Origin of the sequence: Bacteroides sp. AF34-31BH, from assembly GCF_003602795.1 — a bacterium.
Lineage (GTDB): Bacteria > Bacteroidota > Bacteroidia > Bacteroidales > Bacteroidaceae > Bacteroides > Bacteroides uniformis.
On sequence record NZ_QTLV01000006.1, the window covers coordinates 122,712 to 139,163 of the forward strand.

The 16,452-nt window shown below is 46.1% G+C and carries 8 protein-coding genes; 4 read left to right on the forward strand and 4 right to left on the reverse strand.

What is annotated here, in order from left to right; genetic code table 11:
* Positions 1–19: 19 nt before the first annotated feature.
* From DWZ67_RS11200 to DWZ67_RS11215, 4 genes are all read right to left on the reverse strand, one after another.
* The gene (locus tag DWZ67_RS11200; RefSeq protein WP_009036576.1) at positions 20–1,189 is read right to left on the reverse strand and encodes a SusE domain-containing protein; all 1,170 of its coding nucleotides are present in this window, start codon (positions 1,187–1,189) and stop codon (positions 20–22) included.
* Between the two features lie 18 nt (positions 1,190–1,207).
* On the reverse strand, positions 1,208–2,806 hold the full coding sequence (locus DWZ67_RS11205) for a RagB/SusD family nutrient uptake outer membrane protein (protein ID WP_227238581.1): 1,599 nt from the start codon (positions 2,804–2,806) through the stop codon (positions 1,208–1,210).
* Positions 2,807–2,842: 36 nt separating this feature from the next.
* Positions 2,843–5,911 (reverse strand): SusC/RagA family TonB-linked outer membrane protein, encoded by a 3,069-nt coding sequence (locus tag DWZ67_RS11210; RefSeq protein WP_034528579.1) that lies wholly within the window; start codon positions 5,909–5,911, stop codon positions 2,843–2,845.
* A 232-nt stretch (positions 5,912–6,143) separates the two neighbouring features.
* Positions 6,144–10,091 carry a two-component regulator propeller domain-containing protein gene (locus DWZ67_RS11215; RefSeq protein ID WP_034528576.1) on the reverse strand — a complete coding sequence of 1,316 codons (3,948 nt, stop codon included), beginning with the start codon at positions 10,089–10,091 and terminating at the stop codon, positions 6,144–6,146.
* Between the two features lie 168 nt (positions 10,092–10,259).
* Here DWZ67_RS11215 and DWZ67_RS11220 point away from each other — a divergent pair, with 168 nt between their 5' ends.
* The 4 genes from DWZ67_RS11220 to DWZ67_RS11235 all read left to right on the forward strand — a co-directional run bounded on the left by DWZ67_RS11220 (position 10,260) and on the right by DWZ67_RS11235 (position 16,404).
* Positions 10,260–11,264, forward strand: coding sequence for a LacI family DNA-binding transcriptional regulator (locus DWZ67_RS11220; RefSeq protein WP_009036572.1), 1,005 nt, complete (start codon positions 10,260–10,262; stop codon positions 11,262–11,264).
* 19 nt (positions 11,265–11,283) lie between these two features.
* The gene (locus DWZ67_RS11225; RefSeq protein ID WP_009036571.1) at positions 11,284–12,651 is read left to right on the forward strand and encodes an MFS transporter; all 1,368 of its coding nucleotides are present in this window, start codon (positions 11,284–11,286) and stop codon (positions 12,649–12,651) included.
* 224 nt (positions 12,652–12,875) lie between these two features.
* On the forward strand, positions 12,876–15,194 hold the full coding sequence (locus DWZ67_RS11230) for a family 65 glycosyl hydrolase domain-containing protein (protein WP_009036570.1): 2,319 nt from the start codon (positions 12,876–12,878) through the stop codon (positions 15,192–15,194).
* A gap of 157 nt (positions 15,195–15,351) precedes the next feature.
* Positions 15,352–16,404: an efflux RND transporter periplasmic adaptor subunit gene (locus DWZ67_RS11235; RefSeq protein WP_009036569.1), complete on the forward strand. Its 1,053-nt coding sequence runs from the start codon at positions 15,352–15,354 to the stop codon at positions 16,402–16,404.
* Positions 16,405–16,452: the final 48 nt, after the last annotated feature.

The following is a 16,452-nucleotide window of genomic DNA, read 5'->3' on the forward strand; positions in this document are numbered from 1 at the left end:
TACCTTATTATTTCATTAATTATTTGCTGAAGAAATGATAATAACCGTCAATGTCATTCAGGATAGCTACGTATTTGCCGGCAACTACCGGAATATTGGCACCTCCGTTCACTCCGAATCCATATGGGAAAGTGGAAGCTCCCCAGTTGGGGGTCCATCCAGCATATAAGAATTTTGCCGTGGTATCTCCACTTGTCGCATCCAACTCATACTTCCAGACATGATTGACCACACCTTCAACCGTATTTACGGGAATCATCTTCGTATCAGTACCCCAACCGTTGAAGTCACCGGAAATCAATAATCCATCATAAACATTTTTCGGTTCATCAGTGGCAACGATGGAGAGAGTGTTCTCTTTCGTGTTCAAGGAAATCTTATAATATCCACTGGCAGGAACATAAAAATCACTTCCCTCACCATCGGCATCCTTGAGACGCGGTTTGTTGAAGTCACCTCCATCAGCTCCCCACTGGTCATCCCACTCACCGGGTACCCTTACAATCTTGAAACCTTTGTCGGATGGGAAGTAACCGGTATAGGTCAATTCTCCCTTACCCGTAACATCATCATACTTGGCACCTTCCACCGGTGACAATGGAATGACTCCCGTACCTACTTCGCTTCCCCAAGAACCATCACCGATACAGCTTCCAATCAGGTACCACAGTTCCGGAGCAGCTGATACCAAAGCTACATAATAGGGAGCAACAGAAAGTTCTATGACATTTGAATAGCACTCGTAACCGGCATTCAGCCTTGCCCTCATTCTCACGTACAAGGATATCCCTTCAGCAGGCAGTTGGCTCGGGTCAGTATAATTGCCCAATTTCATGATAGCTTTGTTCACCAAATCAGCCGCCGCACCAAACTCACATACTGTGACAGAGCCGTCCATTTCGATATATGTAGCGTCATCCGCTTCTGCAGAAGTGGCGTCATTCCAGGTACCGGAGACAGAAATCTGCGCATAATACTTGACGGGAGCCGTATAACCATAGTCTGGTTGTTCATAGGTCAACCTAATGGAGTCTGTGTTAGCCAAGTCATATACACCGCCTCCCAAGGCAGGCATATTCAGTTCGAAAGTACTGGGTTGCTGTACTGTCGGATTGGAATCTCTATCATCTGTACATGCAGTGAACATCGCCAATCCCGCCAACAACAAAGTGAATAAATATCTTTTCATATTCTGTTCTTTTTTTGATTAATAACCCGGATTCTGAATTAAGTTGGAATTGTTCGCCAAATCGTTTTCAGGAAGCGCAAAAATCGCTCTGATATTGCTGAATTGCGCACCTTCATAAGTGCCTCCCATCCATTCCCATTTATAGGATGCCTGACCGGCATATTTATTGAACCGTATCAAATCCATGCGGCGGCGGCCTTCAAACCAGAATTCTCTCGCCCACTCATCACAAATATCATCCAACGTATATAGATTCTTCTGGGCAGCATTGGCACGGGAACGAAGTTCATTGATTTTCTCCTTTGCATCCGTATTAGACCCGTTCAAACGGGTAGAAGCTTCTGCATAAATCAAATAAGCCTCAGCAACACGGAAAAAAGGAAGGTCCGCATTTACATAATCGACCACCTGATTGGATTGTCCATCCGAACGGACATTACGAAACTTCACACATGCAAAACCTGCAGTCGCATCCGTTTCGTCTTTAATGGAAGCGGAAAAGCCGTCACCATAGAAAAGAGCACGGTCATCATTGGCCGGAGCTGTCATTTCCGCAACCGTCTTTCCCGAAGGAGGAGTTGCCGTATAGAACTTGTCAAGCAATTGCTTGCGGACCCGGGCGCACTTTCCCCAGCTGCAATTCGTGCCAGAAGGAATCGTAACATCCATTGTTGAATTATAAGTGGCAAGAACCAGAAAATTCATCCCACCATAGCTTTTTGTAGTAACCCCGTCAAAGAGTATCGGAAAAATGTTTTCATACTGTGCCCCATTCGTATTGTTGTCTGCCAGGAAAAGCATCTGATAGGCGGAATAAACCTCACCAGTCACCGGATTGGTAGCTCCCTCCGTACACAGATGATAATACCCGTTGTTTATCACCTTTTCTGCGTAATCCATGGCATTCTGCCACTGGGCAGTACCGGTATAAACCTCAGCATTCAAGTAGAGACGGGCCAGCAAATTCCATGCAGCTACCTTGTCTACACGCCCATAAGTATTCTGTCCCGGTTCTGCCATATCAGCCTCACACTCTTTCAGTTCTTTCTCAATATAATCGAAATACTGGGTACGTGTATAGCGTTCTGCCAATTCAGAAGAGACTTCTTCCGTAAATGCTGCGTTACCATACAAGTCCATGATGTAATAATACTGTAAAGCACGGATAAAACGGACTTCCGCACGTTGCATGGAAGACGTCCCGCCATCATCCGGAATCTGCTCCAAGAAAAAGTTACACAACGTGACAGTAAAATAAAGACGATAATATAGTCCGATAGAGAATGCGGCACTCGCTCCATAAGAATTGTGGAGCATTTCATCCATACCGGTATCTGTGAGCCATATCCAGTGTGCCTCATCCGTAGTGAGCTCATTCAAGTTCCATGCCATGCGGAAAAATTCTGAACGTCCTTCGTCCATGTCGTCAATATCCGCATTACCGCTTGGGCCGGTCTGTCCGGTCAAACAGAAGCTTGCATATATCTTGTTAAAAAGAGCATTTTGATCCAAAGTCATGGTTTGCTGCGGATTGATAGGCTTTACATCCAAATCTCCCACACAAGACGAAAACCCTATCATAAGTGTAAAGGCAGCAACCGGAATTAATGATTTCATATTGTTGAATTTCATACTATTCTTAGTTTTAAAGGATTAAAAATTAAGGCTGAGTCCGAAAATTCCCACCAGAGGACGAGGATAGATACTGCCATCATATCCACCGTTGATTTCAGGATCCAGACCTTTGTACTTGGTTATCGTAAACACATTCTGGGCCGTGAGATAAGCACGCCCGCTGATTTTCTGCCCGAACAATTTGTCGAAAGAATAGCCCAGCGTAATGTTGTCACACTTCAAGAAAGAGGCATTCTGGATGAAATAATCAGAAAGGGCATCCAGGGCATCCACTTTCTTCCAGTTCTTGGCCAGTGACATCTGAGGCACATTGTGCCATGCATTGCCCGAATAAATACCGGTAACCGACAAATCAGAACGGCTACATTCAACAGCATTATAAGCATAATTACCCAGACTGGCACGCAGCGAGAAACTAAAATCCCAATTTTTATAAATCAATTTCGAGGAAAGTCCCATCAATACGTCCGGGTCTGATTTCTTATAGAAATAACGGTCGTTGTCATTGATGATGCCATTATTGTCACGGTCTACAAATTCGCCCTCTATCGGCTGGCCTTTCTCATCATAGACTTGCTGATAGGTGTAGAAGGCAGAGACAGCTTCGCCTACGGAATATCCCTTGATTCCATTGGAACCACTATCACCAACGGCAATTCCTCCATGACGAATGATGTATTTGTCACCTGTACTCTTCACCAGCTCGTCTATTTCATTAGTGTTGTGTGTCAGATTGAATCCCAACTCCCAACGCCAATCCTTCTGCTGAATGGCTCTCCATGTCACTGCAAATTCAAAACCCTTATTATGCAGTGAACCGATATTGCTCGTCACCTTATTCTTGAAATTGGAACCGGCAGCTACATAAACATCATTAATCAAATCCTTCGTCTTGCGATAGTAATAATCAAAATTGGCAGTGATTCTGTTGTCCAGGAATCCCAAATCAACCCCAATGTTATAAGTAGTGGTCTTTTCCCAGGTCAAGTCATTATTATAGGCATCCGGACGGTAAGTGATGCCATTACCCAAAACTGGATAATATGCTCCTTCCGAATTGGGGGTATATGAAGCAAAATAGGTATAATCGCCAATGCCTTCCTGCTGTCCGGTGATACCATAACCTGCACGAAACTTGAAATCGGAAACAGCATCCACATCTTTCAAGAAACCCTCCTCTTTCACCTTCCATGCCAATGCAACGGACGGGAACAATCCCCAACGGTTCTTTTTGGAGAAACGGGAAGAGCCATCATCACGCAAGGTGAAGGTCAGCAGATAACGGTCGAGTAAAGAGTAGTTCATACGGCCAAAGAAAGAAACCAGATAGTTCTCCGTCTTGTAGAGTGTATTTTCTGACGGATTATAGATTTCACCGGCATGTTCAAGGTTCGTATCAGGGTAAGTTCCATAATAATAGTAATCTGTCTCTTTGTGGAAATGCTGCCATTCATAACCGGCCATGATATCAAAATGGTGCGCTTTCCCGAAGTCCTTCATGTACTGTGCATACATGTTCAATGACAAATTGTATGTATCTTGTGTATTCCAACCGACACGTCCATAATAATAATTGTCAAGGTCAAAACGGTTGTAATTCTTGTTGGACTTGCCGCTTGCCACATCCATACCACCATTAACATGCAAATGCAAATCCTCGAAACCATGAATCTTATAATCCAGTTCAATGTTCCCCATCAGCACTTTTGACTTTCCTTTATCCGAACGGTTATTCAGCATCCCGACGGGATTGGCTGTAGCCAAAGTATTGATGTTGTATCCCCATTCAGAATCTTTCCAGTCTACTGCTTCGGGCCATTCCCAATATCCACCAAAGTTTTTATCATAAAATTCCGTCCCGCCATAAACCGGCTTGGTAGGGTCCATTGAAGTGGCAGCTCCAATGGCATCGGTATTGGCATAGCTTGTCACAGAATACATGCCCTTTGCGTTGAAGTTAACCTTCAAATGCTCATCAAAAAGAGAAGGGGAAAGATTCACACTGGCCGTATAACGCTCAAAACTTGATGTTTTCAGGATACCTTGCTGATTGGTGTAGCCCAGGGAAACACGATAAGGCATATTTTTCAATCCACCGGAAACAGTGATATTATGGTCGGTACTGACTGCCGTACGATAAATCTCGTCCTGCCAGTCGGTATCGGCAAAAAGATGCTCGCCCTGAGCATTCATATATCCTAATGCCTGATATTCCGCACTCGCCAGAAACTCTTCATCAGAATAACCATATGTGTTCTGTACAAGTTTCATGAACTCTTTGGCATTCAGTACATCCAGTTTGTCCGTAACCATGCTGACGGACACATTACCATTATAAGAAATACGGGGTTTAGAGTTACTCTGTCCTTTCTTAGTAGTAATCAGGATAACGCCATTGGAGGCACGGGAACCATAAATAGCTGTAGCCGAAGCATCTTTCAACACAGTAAAACTCTCTATATCAGCCGGATTCACCAAAGCCAATGGATTGGACATTCCTTGCACTCCATAATTATCCATGGCAAGTCCGTCAATTACAATCAACGGGTCATTACTGGCATTCAATGAAGAACCGCCACGGATACGAATAGTGGCACTGCCACCCGGCTCACCACCATTGTTAACAACACTGACACCGGCAATCTTGCCTTGCATCATGTCTTGGGCAGATGTCGTCAGCCCCTTGTTCATTTCATCCGGTTTAATTGCCGTTACAGACCCGGTCAAATCATTTTTCCTAGCCACACCGTAACCGATGACCACAACCTCATCCAACAATTCACTGTCTTCCTGCAGGGTCACGACTACACTGGAAGCTGCAACCACCTCCTGAGTCTTATAACCGATAAAAGAAACTACCAAAGTAGAACCTTTGGGTACATTCAGTGAAAAATTACCGTCAAGATCGGTGATAGTCCCGTTTGTGGTATTTCCTTTTTCTACTACACTTGCACCTATCACTCCACCCAGGGCATCTTTAACATGCCCTTTCACAGTGATGCTTTGTGCATAAGTGCCTACTGACAAGAATAGCCCTAGGATTAAGGGCAGAATCATCCGATAGATTCTAAGATTAACTTGCTTCATGCATTCAATAAATTAAAGTTAACAATATCAATTATCTGTATATTTGTACGTAAGAAAGTATCTGTAACCAGGAGTCTATTCTTCCGCTATCAAATTCAAGTCTTGCCTTTCACCGGCAAATTTAGAGCAACATCATTTTCCCCGAAAGCAGATATCGGACATAAGAGGATAAAAAAAGGACAAACCCTCACCAGATATATTCTGATGAGGGTTTGTCCTTGTAAAAGCGGCATTATTCTGCCGCGTATTGTTTAGGGGGAAGTCCGAACTCTGCCTGAAAACATTTAGAAAAATAAGAGTGATTGGAAAAGCCTACCATATACATTACCTCTGCCACTGTAAACTTTTTCTGCTGCAACAACATGGCTGCTTTTTTCATGCGGATGGACTTGATATATTCCACAGGGGTCATTCCCGTCAGCTGTTTCAGTTTGCGGTACATCTGCTTGTTGTTGGTCGCCGCCCAGTCACAAAGAGTATTCACATTCAGCTCGGAATCCGAAATATGCTCTTCTATCAAGCGAGTGACATTTGCCAGAAATTTCTCGTCATACGAAACGGCCTCTATCGCTTTCGGAGTAGCAAGTACCTCCATACGCGCCTTGGCCTCATGAGTCTGCTTGCTGGAGAGTAACTGCTCTACCCGCAAGAGCAGGATATCCGGCTCGAAAGGTTTGGCTATGAAGGTATCAACGTGTAACTGTATACTCTCAAGTTCTGTCTCCTTATCACTCTTAGCCGTCAGCAGAATGATCGGGATGGTGGATGTAGGGATATGTTTTTTCAAACGCCGTACCATCTCTAACCCATCCATTACAGGCATCATTACATCCGAAACAATCAAATCGGGCAGCAATTCCATGGCAAGCTCCAATCCGGATTTGCCATTTTCTGCCACACGACAGCGATATTTGGCATGCAGAATCTGGTAAATGAATTCCGCCACTTCCGCATTATCATCTACAATCAATACAAGAGGAGCATCCGGTGAAAGAATATCCGGTGATGAATCAGGTACCCCTACCGGAGCTGTCTGCTCTTGATTCACAACCGGCAAAGTCAGGGTTACCGTAGTACCAACATTCTCCTCTGACATCAGCCGAACATTGCCACCATGCAATTCCGTATAGGTTTTCACCAAATAAAGTCCGATTCCAGTTCCCTCATTTTTTCCCGCAGTCTTGGATGATTGGAAGAAACGCTGGAAAATATACGGTTGGTCCTGAACTGGTATTCCGGTACCGGTATCTGCCACAGAAATATACACCTCCCTCCCACCTTCGGGAGCATCCAAAGAAAGAGTAACGGTTCCGCCTTCCGGCGTATATTTTACAGCATTGGAAAGCAGATTATCCAAAACAGACTCCAACTTGATGGCATCCATCTGAATGTATAGTTGTTCCCGATTCGTCCGAAATTCACAAGCGAGCTGTTTTTCCTTCATTTTTCCTTCTGTATAGAGTGCAAGCAAATCACGTGCAAAAGAGACCAGTTCTATCTGTGATAAAATCAATAAAGTCCTATTGCCGCTATCCACCCGGTTCAAGTCCAGCCCTTGATGAATCAATGAATTCAGTTTCATGGCATTGCGCTGAACCAATTCGAGCTGCTTCTTCTCCTGCTGATTCCTAATTTCCGGCAACATCCTGCTGATAGGGGCAATAATCATACTTAAAGGTGTCTTGAGGTCATGGGAAAGATTGGTAAAGAATTCCAGTTTGGCACGCGACTGTTCCAAAATCTTCTCCTTTTCCAAATGTTCCAGCTTCAAGCGGTTTTTCACACGGAAAAAGTGAATGGTCCAAACAATCAAAGCGCAGCATAACAGCATATAAAATGCCTTCGCCCACGAAGTATAGTACCATGGTGGAAGGATATGGACATCCAGACTATATATTTGTTCAAAGGGTTTGCCATAGGAATCCAGCTTACTTGCCATTAACCGATAGTTTCCATAATCCAGATTATTATAAATGATGCGGTTGGTATTGGGAGCCAGAAGAGTCCACTCACGCTCTACCCCTTCCAGACGATATACAATCCTGCTTTTCTCCTCCAGCGAGTAAGGCAAATCCGACAGTTCAAAAGCAAGATTATTCTGGTTGTACTCCAAGTTTATCTGTTCCATAAGACGGATGCTCCGGCAGTTTTTCTCCGAACCGGGCAAATAAAGCCGGTTATTCACATAAAGGGCTGTCAGCAATAACGGGCGTTCCGGATGTTCCGCCAGCAATGCATCCGGGGAGGAAATGGCAAAGCCATCCGCTGTGCCCAAGTATAGTTCACCCTCTTTCCTATCAAAGAACAAGCTGGTAAAACGTTTGTCGGCAATACTCAGGCGTCGCACTTCCAATGTCCGCTGGTCTGCCACCCAAAATCCGTCAGTAGTGGATATCCATATCTTTCCTTCAGCCTCTATCATGGAAAGCACTTCATAATGATTGAAAGCATCGAACGGCAAAACCTTTACCCTATTATCCGAAGGCTCCACACGCATTACTCCACCGGGAAAGCCAATCCAAATACAACCATCCTCGGCACACAAGACAAAATTGGGCCTTTGCCCCTCCTTGAACTCTCCTGAAGCAATATGGGTAATATTATTGGTAGAAGAATTTATTTTCTCAACACTGTTGGCACTACTGAGCAGGGCCAGTGCATTTCCTTCACTGTCGGGAACCATCTGGTTGATGAACATACCCGACAAACCATTGTGTATGGAATAGGTTCCTTCGGCTACATATGGGTGTGTAGAGGCATGCAGCAGTTTATGTTTGTCCACGACAAAAATACCGCCCAAACAAGTAGCTACCCATAACTTTCCATTCTTGTCTTCGAAAAGACCATATGCCCAGTTAGTATTGTAGCGACGGGTACTGTCTACTATACTATAAGGTATAAACTGGCGGCTTTCCTCATCATAGCGGCTGATGCTCCCGTCTGTTGCCACCCAAAGGTATCCGTCCCGGTCTTCATACAACTGTCGTACCCGGTTATGGGTCAAAGGAAAATTCTTATCTCCCATCTTGTACCAGGTAACATCCCTGCCCTTTCCCGGCACCCGGCCTTCCGGCCTTTCCTCCTCAGAAAACGTGAAACGGATAAGTCCATTTGTTCCCCCAAACCAAAAATTACCATGCACATCACGCAACATGGAATAAAACTGGTTTCCTTCCCCCGTCCCGGTAATCCGCGATATGGGAACATAGCGTAATGTCTCTTTACAACGTGCCATGGATATGCCATAGTCCGTCCCCAGCCAGATATTCCGTTCACAATCCGCATAAACAGTCCATACAATGTTGTTGGACAGTGACTGGAGGTTCCGCGAATCATGCACGATATGCTGTAAAGGTGAATCTTCTCCGTATATGTACAGTCCATTGTCTGTCCCCACCAACAATTGCCCATATCCATCCAAAGCCATTGATTTGACAGAATTGTCATGAAAAGCATCAATTCTCTGTATTTGCCCGTCGGCAGGAGTATATTTGAAAAGACATCCTTCCGTACCTATCCAAATACATTTCCTCACCGCATCTTCCAACAAAGAGTTTACAAACAGATTACTTTTATTCCTGCTAGCAGGTAGTTCTATCATTTCAAAACGTCCGGTAACGGATGTATAGCGGCAACAGCCATTATAGGTACCAATGTAAAGCTGATGGTCTGAAGAATGGATAAGAGAGTAAATTGTCTGATGAGGGATACCTTCTTTTACGGAAGAAATCTCACGGGTCTGTGGATGATACGTATACAGCCCGTTCAGTGTGCCCAACCACAGCAACCCATCGTACATCACCAGTGTACGGATGTCCGTCGGAAAATCAATTCCCGGTTCCTCATAAGTATCTGTCCGGTAATTGTATATCAATAACCCGTTGTCTGCTCCCAGATAAAGATAGGTACTGTCTACTACTTCTCCGCAATAAATACGCGTATTGCTACGTTCGCCAAAAATGAAATGCGGTTGGGTGGAATAGCCGTCATAGCTGAACAGACCTTTATCCGAACCTATCCATATCAGTCCTTGTGTATCTTGCAGAAAACAGCTGATGACAGATGCCTCTGTCCCTAAACTGATATTCTGAAACAACCGGTAATCGGGCTTCTGTGCCCACATATGGCAAGGAAGGACAGTCTGTAAAAGTATAAAAACAAAAAGAATATATTTGTACATACTCAAGGTTATATTCATTAAAGGTCCGGACAAAGATAAGAAACCGCAATCGTTTGCACAAACTTACAACCCGATAAACCTCAACGAATAAGCACAATTTACCATATTACGTTATTTTTGCAATCGGATTAGGGAAGTTTACCTTATCTTTGTCCTCAAAACTATACCATGAATAAACCGCAGATTACCATCAAGGATATTGCCCGGGCGCTGAATGTCTCTCCTTCCACCGTGTCAAGAGCGCTGAAAGACAATCCGGACATCAGCAAGGAAACTCGTGACCTTGTACATGCCTATGCGCGCGAACATAACTACAAGCCCAATGTACTGGCTGTAAACCTCCGCGCAAGCCGCAGCAATACCATCGGCGTCATTGTTCCCCAGCTGGTACACCACTTCTTTTCCTGCGTATTGAGCGGAATTGAGAAAGCGGCGGCAGATGCCGGATATAATATCATAGTGGCGCAGAGCAGCGAATCGTACGAGCAGGAAGTGAAGATTGTGCATTCTTTCCTTGCCGCCCGTGTCTGCGGAGTCATCGCTTCACTTGCCAAGGACACTTCCCAATACGACCATTACCAGGAACTGCTGAACAACGACATTCCCATCGTCTTTTACGACCGTATCTGCACGGGACTGAAAACCGAGCGAGTGGTGGTGGACGACTATGCCGGCTCCTTTGCCGCCGTGGAATACATGATACAGACCGGATGCAAGCGTATCCTTTTCTATGGTGCGGCTCCCCACCTGGAGATTACCAAAAATCGCCGGAACGGCTACCTGGATGCCATGAAGAAGTATAAAATTCCGGTGGACGACAGCATGATTCTGTTGTGCGACACCCGTGAACGCGCCATCTCCATCACTCCCGACCTGCTGGAAAGCGAAGACCGCCCTGACGGTTTCTTTGCCATCAACGACGAGACAGCTTCGGGCATACTGTATGCCTGCAAACTGGTCGGCGTAAAAGTTCCCGACGAAGTATCCATCTGCGGATTCACCGACGGAGCCATTGCGCAAAGCACCGACCCGAAGCTGACTACCGTGGAGCAGCATGGCGAGGAAGTAGGTAAAAGCGCTTTCAGCATTCTGACCGGAAGGCTGGAGGGAGAAGAGAAAAGCAACAACAAGATAGTACGTACCAATCTGGTGATAAGAGGAACAACGAAATAATAAAACATATTAAACCATCATGAAAGTAAAACCCGATTTAAGTTTCTGGAAGCTGTGGAACATCAGCTTTGGTTTTTTCGGCGTACAGATTGCATATGCTTTGCAGAGTGCAAACATCAGCCGTATCTTTTCCACTTTGGGTGCAGACCCGCATAATTTGAGCTATTTCTGGATACTGCCGCCGTTGGCAGGTATCATTGTACAACCCATTGTGGGAGCCGCCAGTGACAAGACCTGGACACGCTTCGGACGGCGCATCCCTTATCTGTTTATAGGTTCGTTGGTGGCCGTACTCGTCATGTGCCTGCTACCCAATGCCGGAAGCTTCGGCATGGCAGTAAGTACAGCCATGATTTTCGGACTGGTATCGCTGATGTTCCTCGATACCTCCATCAATATGGCCATGCAACCCTTCAAAATGATGGTGGGTGACATGGTGAATGAGAAACAAAAAGGGCTCGCCTACTCCATCCAGAGTTTTCTCTGCAATGCAGGCAGCCTGGTAGGCTATCTCTTCCCGTTCATCTTTGCATGGATTGGCATCAGCAATACAGCTCCCCAAGGAGTAATCCCCGACTCGGTGATTTACTCATTCTACATCGGAGCAGCCATCCTTATCTTCTGCGTCATCTACACTTCGATCAAAGTAAAAGAGATGCCGCCTGCCGAATATGCAGAGTATCACGGCATCACCGAAGAAGAGGAACATGAAAAGACCAACATGCTGAAGCTGCTCATCAAGGCTCCGAAAGCATTCTGGACTATCGGACTGGTACAGTTCTTCTGCTGGTTTGCCTTTATGTTCATGTGGACCTATACCAACGGCAGTATCGCTGCCAATGCTTTTGACGCCCCTACAGTGGAGCACCTGGTAGATGGTGTGACCAAAATAGTACTCGACACCAAGAGCCTGCAATATCAGAATGCCGCCGACTGGGTAGGCGTACTGTTTGCCGTGCAAGCCATCGGCTCTGTGCTTTGGGCCATCTGCATACCGATGTTCAAGGACCGCCGCCGCGTCTACTCACTCAGCCTTGTTCTGGGAGGTATAGGTTTCATTTCCACCTATTTTATGCATAATCCGTATATGTTGTTCATTTCCTTCCTGCTGATAGGTTGTGCATGGGCTGCCATGCTGGCACTGCCGTTCACCATCTTGACCAATGCACTGAGCGGAGGACATATGGGTACCTACTTAGGTCTTTTCAATGGTACCATCTGTATTCCACAGATTATTGCGGCAGCTTTGGGCGGCAGTATTCTGTCCTTGTTTACTCCGAAAGGAGTACTGCCCCCCGAAATCAATATGCTTGTATTGGCAGGAGTGATGCTGATAATAGGTGCTTTCTGTGTATATTTAATTAAAGAGACTAAGGGAGAGAAATAGAACCAAGCTCCTACTTCTGCACACAGATGACACAGATAAGGCAGATGAACATGGATTATTAGACAAACTTATCCATGTTCATCTGCCTTATCTGTGTCATCTGTGTGCTATATTATCTTTTTTAATCCCCTCCCTTCCCCTTTCACTATTTTTGTCCTCACTCTTCTCTTTTATTTCCGCATATTGCGTATCTTTACGGCGATAACTACAGAAAACACGTCGCCATGAAAAAATACCTCAAGACCGATGAATGGAACATCATCGAAGACCAATTCCACCCCGACCGTCAACGGATGTCGGAAAGTATATTCAGTCTCGGAAACGGACGTTTCGGGCAACGGGGGTATTTTGAGGAGCCTTACAGCAGTGACAGTTACCGTGGTTCATTTGTGGCCGGCATCACTTTCCTGGACAAAACCCGCGTAGGATGGTGGAAGAACGGATTTCCCCCATATTACACCCGTATACCCAAGGCTGCTGACTGGAGCCGCATCAACCTGCGCCTCATCGATGAGGAACTCGATTTGGCAGGCTGGGATGTCGACAGCTTCAACCGCCGCCTGGATATGAAGGAAGGTATCTCCTACCGGGACATGGAAGTGACGTCTCCTCGCGGAAACCAGCTCCACATCCATGTAGAGCATATCACAAATATGGCAAGACCCAACCTCTGTCTCATCAAGTACAGCGTGTCTTCCATCAACTATACCGGCAGAATCTCACTCGTGCCCATCCTTGACGGGAATATAGTAGACGATGCCGACCTGCCAAACCTGAAAATATGGAACATACTGCGTTCCGGTTCTACCAGCAGCTGTGCCTATCTCTGGACACAGACCCGCCGGGAAGATGCACAAGTGTGCTACGCCATGACTTACCAATTCTTCAAAAACAACAAGGAAACCACTGCCAACCCCATACGGATAGAAAAGGAAAAGCAGACCGGTTTCAGCGTAGGTGCCGACGTAAAACCCGGAGACAACGTGACACTCATCAAATACACCGCCATCGCTTCTTCTCTTTACCACGAACGGAGTGAATTGGTGGAGCACTCCATGACCGAGGCACGCGAAGCCAAGAGCATAGGCTGGAATACGCTGGTAGAAGAGCATCGAAGGGCCTGGCAGGAAATCTGGGACGAAACGGATGTCGTCATCGAAGGGGACCCGGAAGCACAACAAGGTATCCGGTACAACATATTCCAGCTGTATCAGACTTACCGGGGAGATGATCCGCGCCTGAACATCGGCCCCAAAGGATTCACCGGAGAAAAATATGGCGGAAATACTTATTGGAACACGGAACTGTGTTGTGTACCGTTTTTTCTGCTCTCCACTCCCAAAGAGATTGCAAAGAACTTGCTGGCATATCGGTACAACCAGCTTCCCAAAGCCATCGAAAACGCCCGTAAACTGGGTTTCAAGGACGGTGCAGCGTTGTTTCCGCAGGTAACCAACAATGGAGAGGAATGCCACAGTGAGTGGGAAATAACCTTCGAGGAAATCCACCGTAACAATATCATTGTCTATGCCATCGTTCAGCATGCAGCGCTGACGGGCAATATGGACTATATCGCTAAATATGGCCTGGAAGTAATGATTGCCGTCAGCCGTTTCTGGAGACAACGGGTATCCTTCTCCCAACCCAAACAGAAATATGTCATACTGGGGGTTACCGGCCCGGATGAATACGAAAACAATGTGGACAACAACTGGTACACTAACTATTCCTGTATACAGTGCCTCAAGATGACCCTCCGTTTTCTGGAAATGGTGGCACAGCAATATCCAGATGAATATGCCCACATACGCCGCATCACCAATCTCGACCAAGTGAAGGAAAGTGCCCGGTGGAGAGACATCATCGAACACATGTATCTGCCGGAAGACAAGGAACGGGGTATTTTTATCCAAAATGACGGCTATATGGATAAAGTACTGGAAAGTACAGATAACATTCCTGCCGAAGAACGCCCCATCAACCAACATTGGTCATGGGACCGCATTCTGCGCTCTTGCTACATCAAGCAGAGTGACGTGTTGCTCGGACTTTACCTCTATTATTTCTATTTTGACACGGAAACCGTCCGCCGCAATTTCGAGTTCTATGAGCCGATGACCGTACACGAATCCTCCCTTTCTCCCCACATCCATTCCATCCTGGCTGCACGCATCGGCAAAGTGGAAAAAGCTTACCAGCTTTTCCTGCATGCCACACGGCTTGACCTGGACGACTACAACAACGAAGCAGACCAAGGTCTGCACATAACCAGTATGCCCGGCAGCTGGCTGGCCATTGTACGCGGATTTGCAGGTATGCAGGTGCTGAAGGAGACGTTGTGTTTCTCCCCTGTCATACCGCAAAAATGGGACAGCTATTCATTCAAGGTGAATTATCTGAAAAACACACTTCACATACGGGTAGGAAAAGAAATCGAAATCTCGCTTACAGCAGGCAGCAAAGTGGACATACAAGTCTACGGACACCCATATACGCTGGAACGGGGGACGGAATTGAAAATTAATATGCCAATGTGCCAATGACCTGCGGCGTGATAGCGCAGCATAAACATTGCGCAGCCAATTAGCACATTGGCACATTAAATCATCATTTATCCTATAACCGGGAGAACATTTGGTTGTTTTCCCGGTTTTATGTTTTTATATATACCTGAACGAATAACTATATACTTGTTTACCAATGAAAAAGATGTTTCTTTTCGCCCTGGTCATGGCGTTGCTCATCACGTCGTGCGGGCAAAAACAAAAGGGTAGCAATACCCTTATCCGACCGGTGAAGACTGCGCAAGTCAGTTCACAGTCGGTTATCCGCAAAGACTTCTCCGGAATAGTGGAAGCCGTGGAATATGTGAGACTTGCCTTCCGCGTCAGCGGACAAATCATCAGCCTCCCGGTTGTAGAGGGACAGCGGGTAAAAAAGGGGCAACTGATTGCCGCCATCGACCCACGCGACATCTCCCTGCAATATGCAGCCGACAAGGCTGCCTACGAAACAGCTGCCGCACAAGTGGAACGTAACAAACGGCTGCTTGGCCGCCAGGCTATCTCCGTGCAGGAATACGAAATCAGCGTAGCCAACTATCAGAAAGCAAAATCCACTTACGAGTTGTCCGGCAACAATATGCGGGATACGCGGCTGACAGCCCCTTTCGAGGGTTCCATCGAAAAACGGCTGGTAGAGAACTATCAGCGTGTCAATGCAGGAGAAGGGGTTGTACAGCTGGTAAATACACAGAAGCTACGAATCAAGTTCACCGTACCGGATGATTATCTCTATCTGCTCCGTGCCAAAGACGTAAAGTTCAAGGTGGTGTTCGACAGCTACCCCACAGAGGCTTTCGATGCCAGACTGGAAGAGTATCTTGACATCTCCACAGCAGGGACGGGTATTCCGGTGACAATAACAATTGACGACCCGCACTTTGACCGTACACGTTATGACGTAAAACCGGGATTCACATGCAAAATAAAGCTGGCATCGGATGTCGCTCCCTTTCTGGAAGAAAAGCTGATGAATGTACCGTTAAGCGCCGTATTTGGCGACAGTGAAAACCGGAAAACGTATGTATGGGTGGTGGAAGGTAATAAAGTCAGTCGCCGCGAAGTGACCGTTTATTCTCCAACGGGAGAGGCAAACCTGCTTATTTCTAAAGGGTTGGAACCGGGAGAAACCGTTGTGACGGCCGGAGTATACCAGCTGACAGAAGGAGAAGCAATAAAGGTACTAATGTGATTAATCACATTGGCACATTACATTCCCCATTTATCTAAAAAATATTCA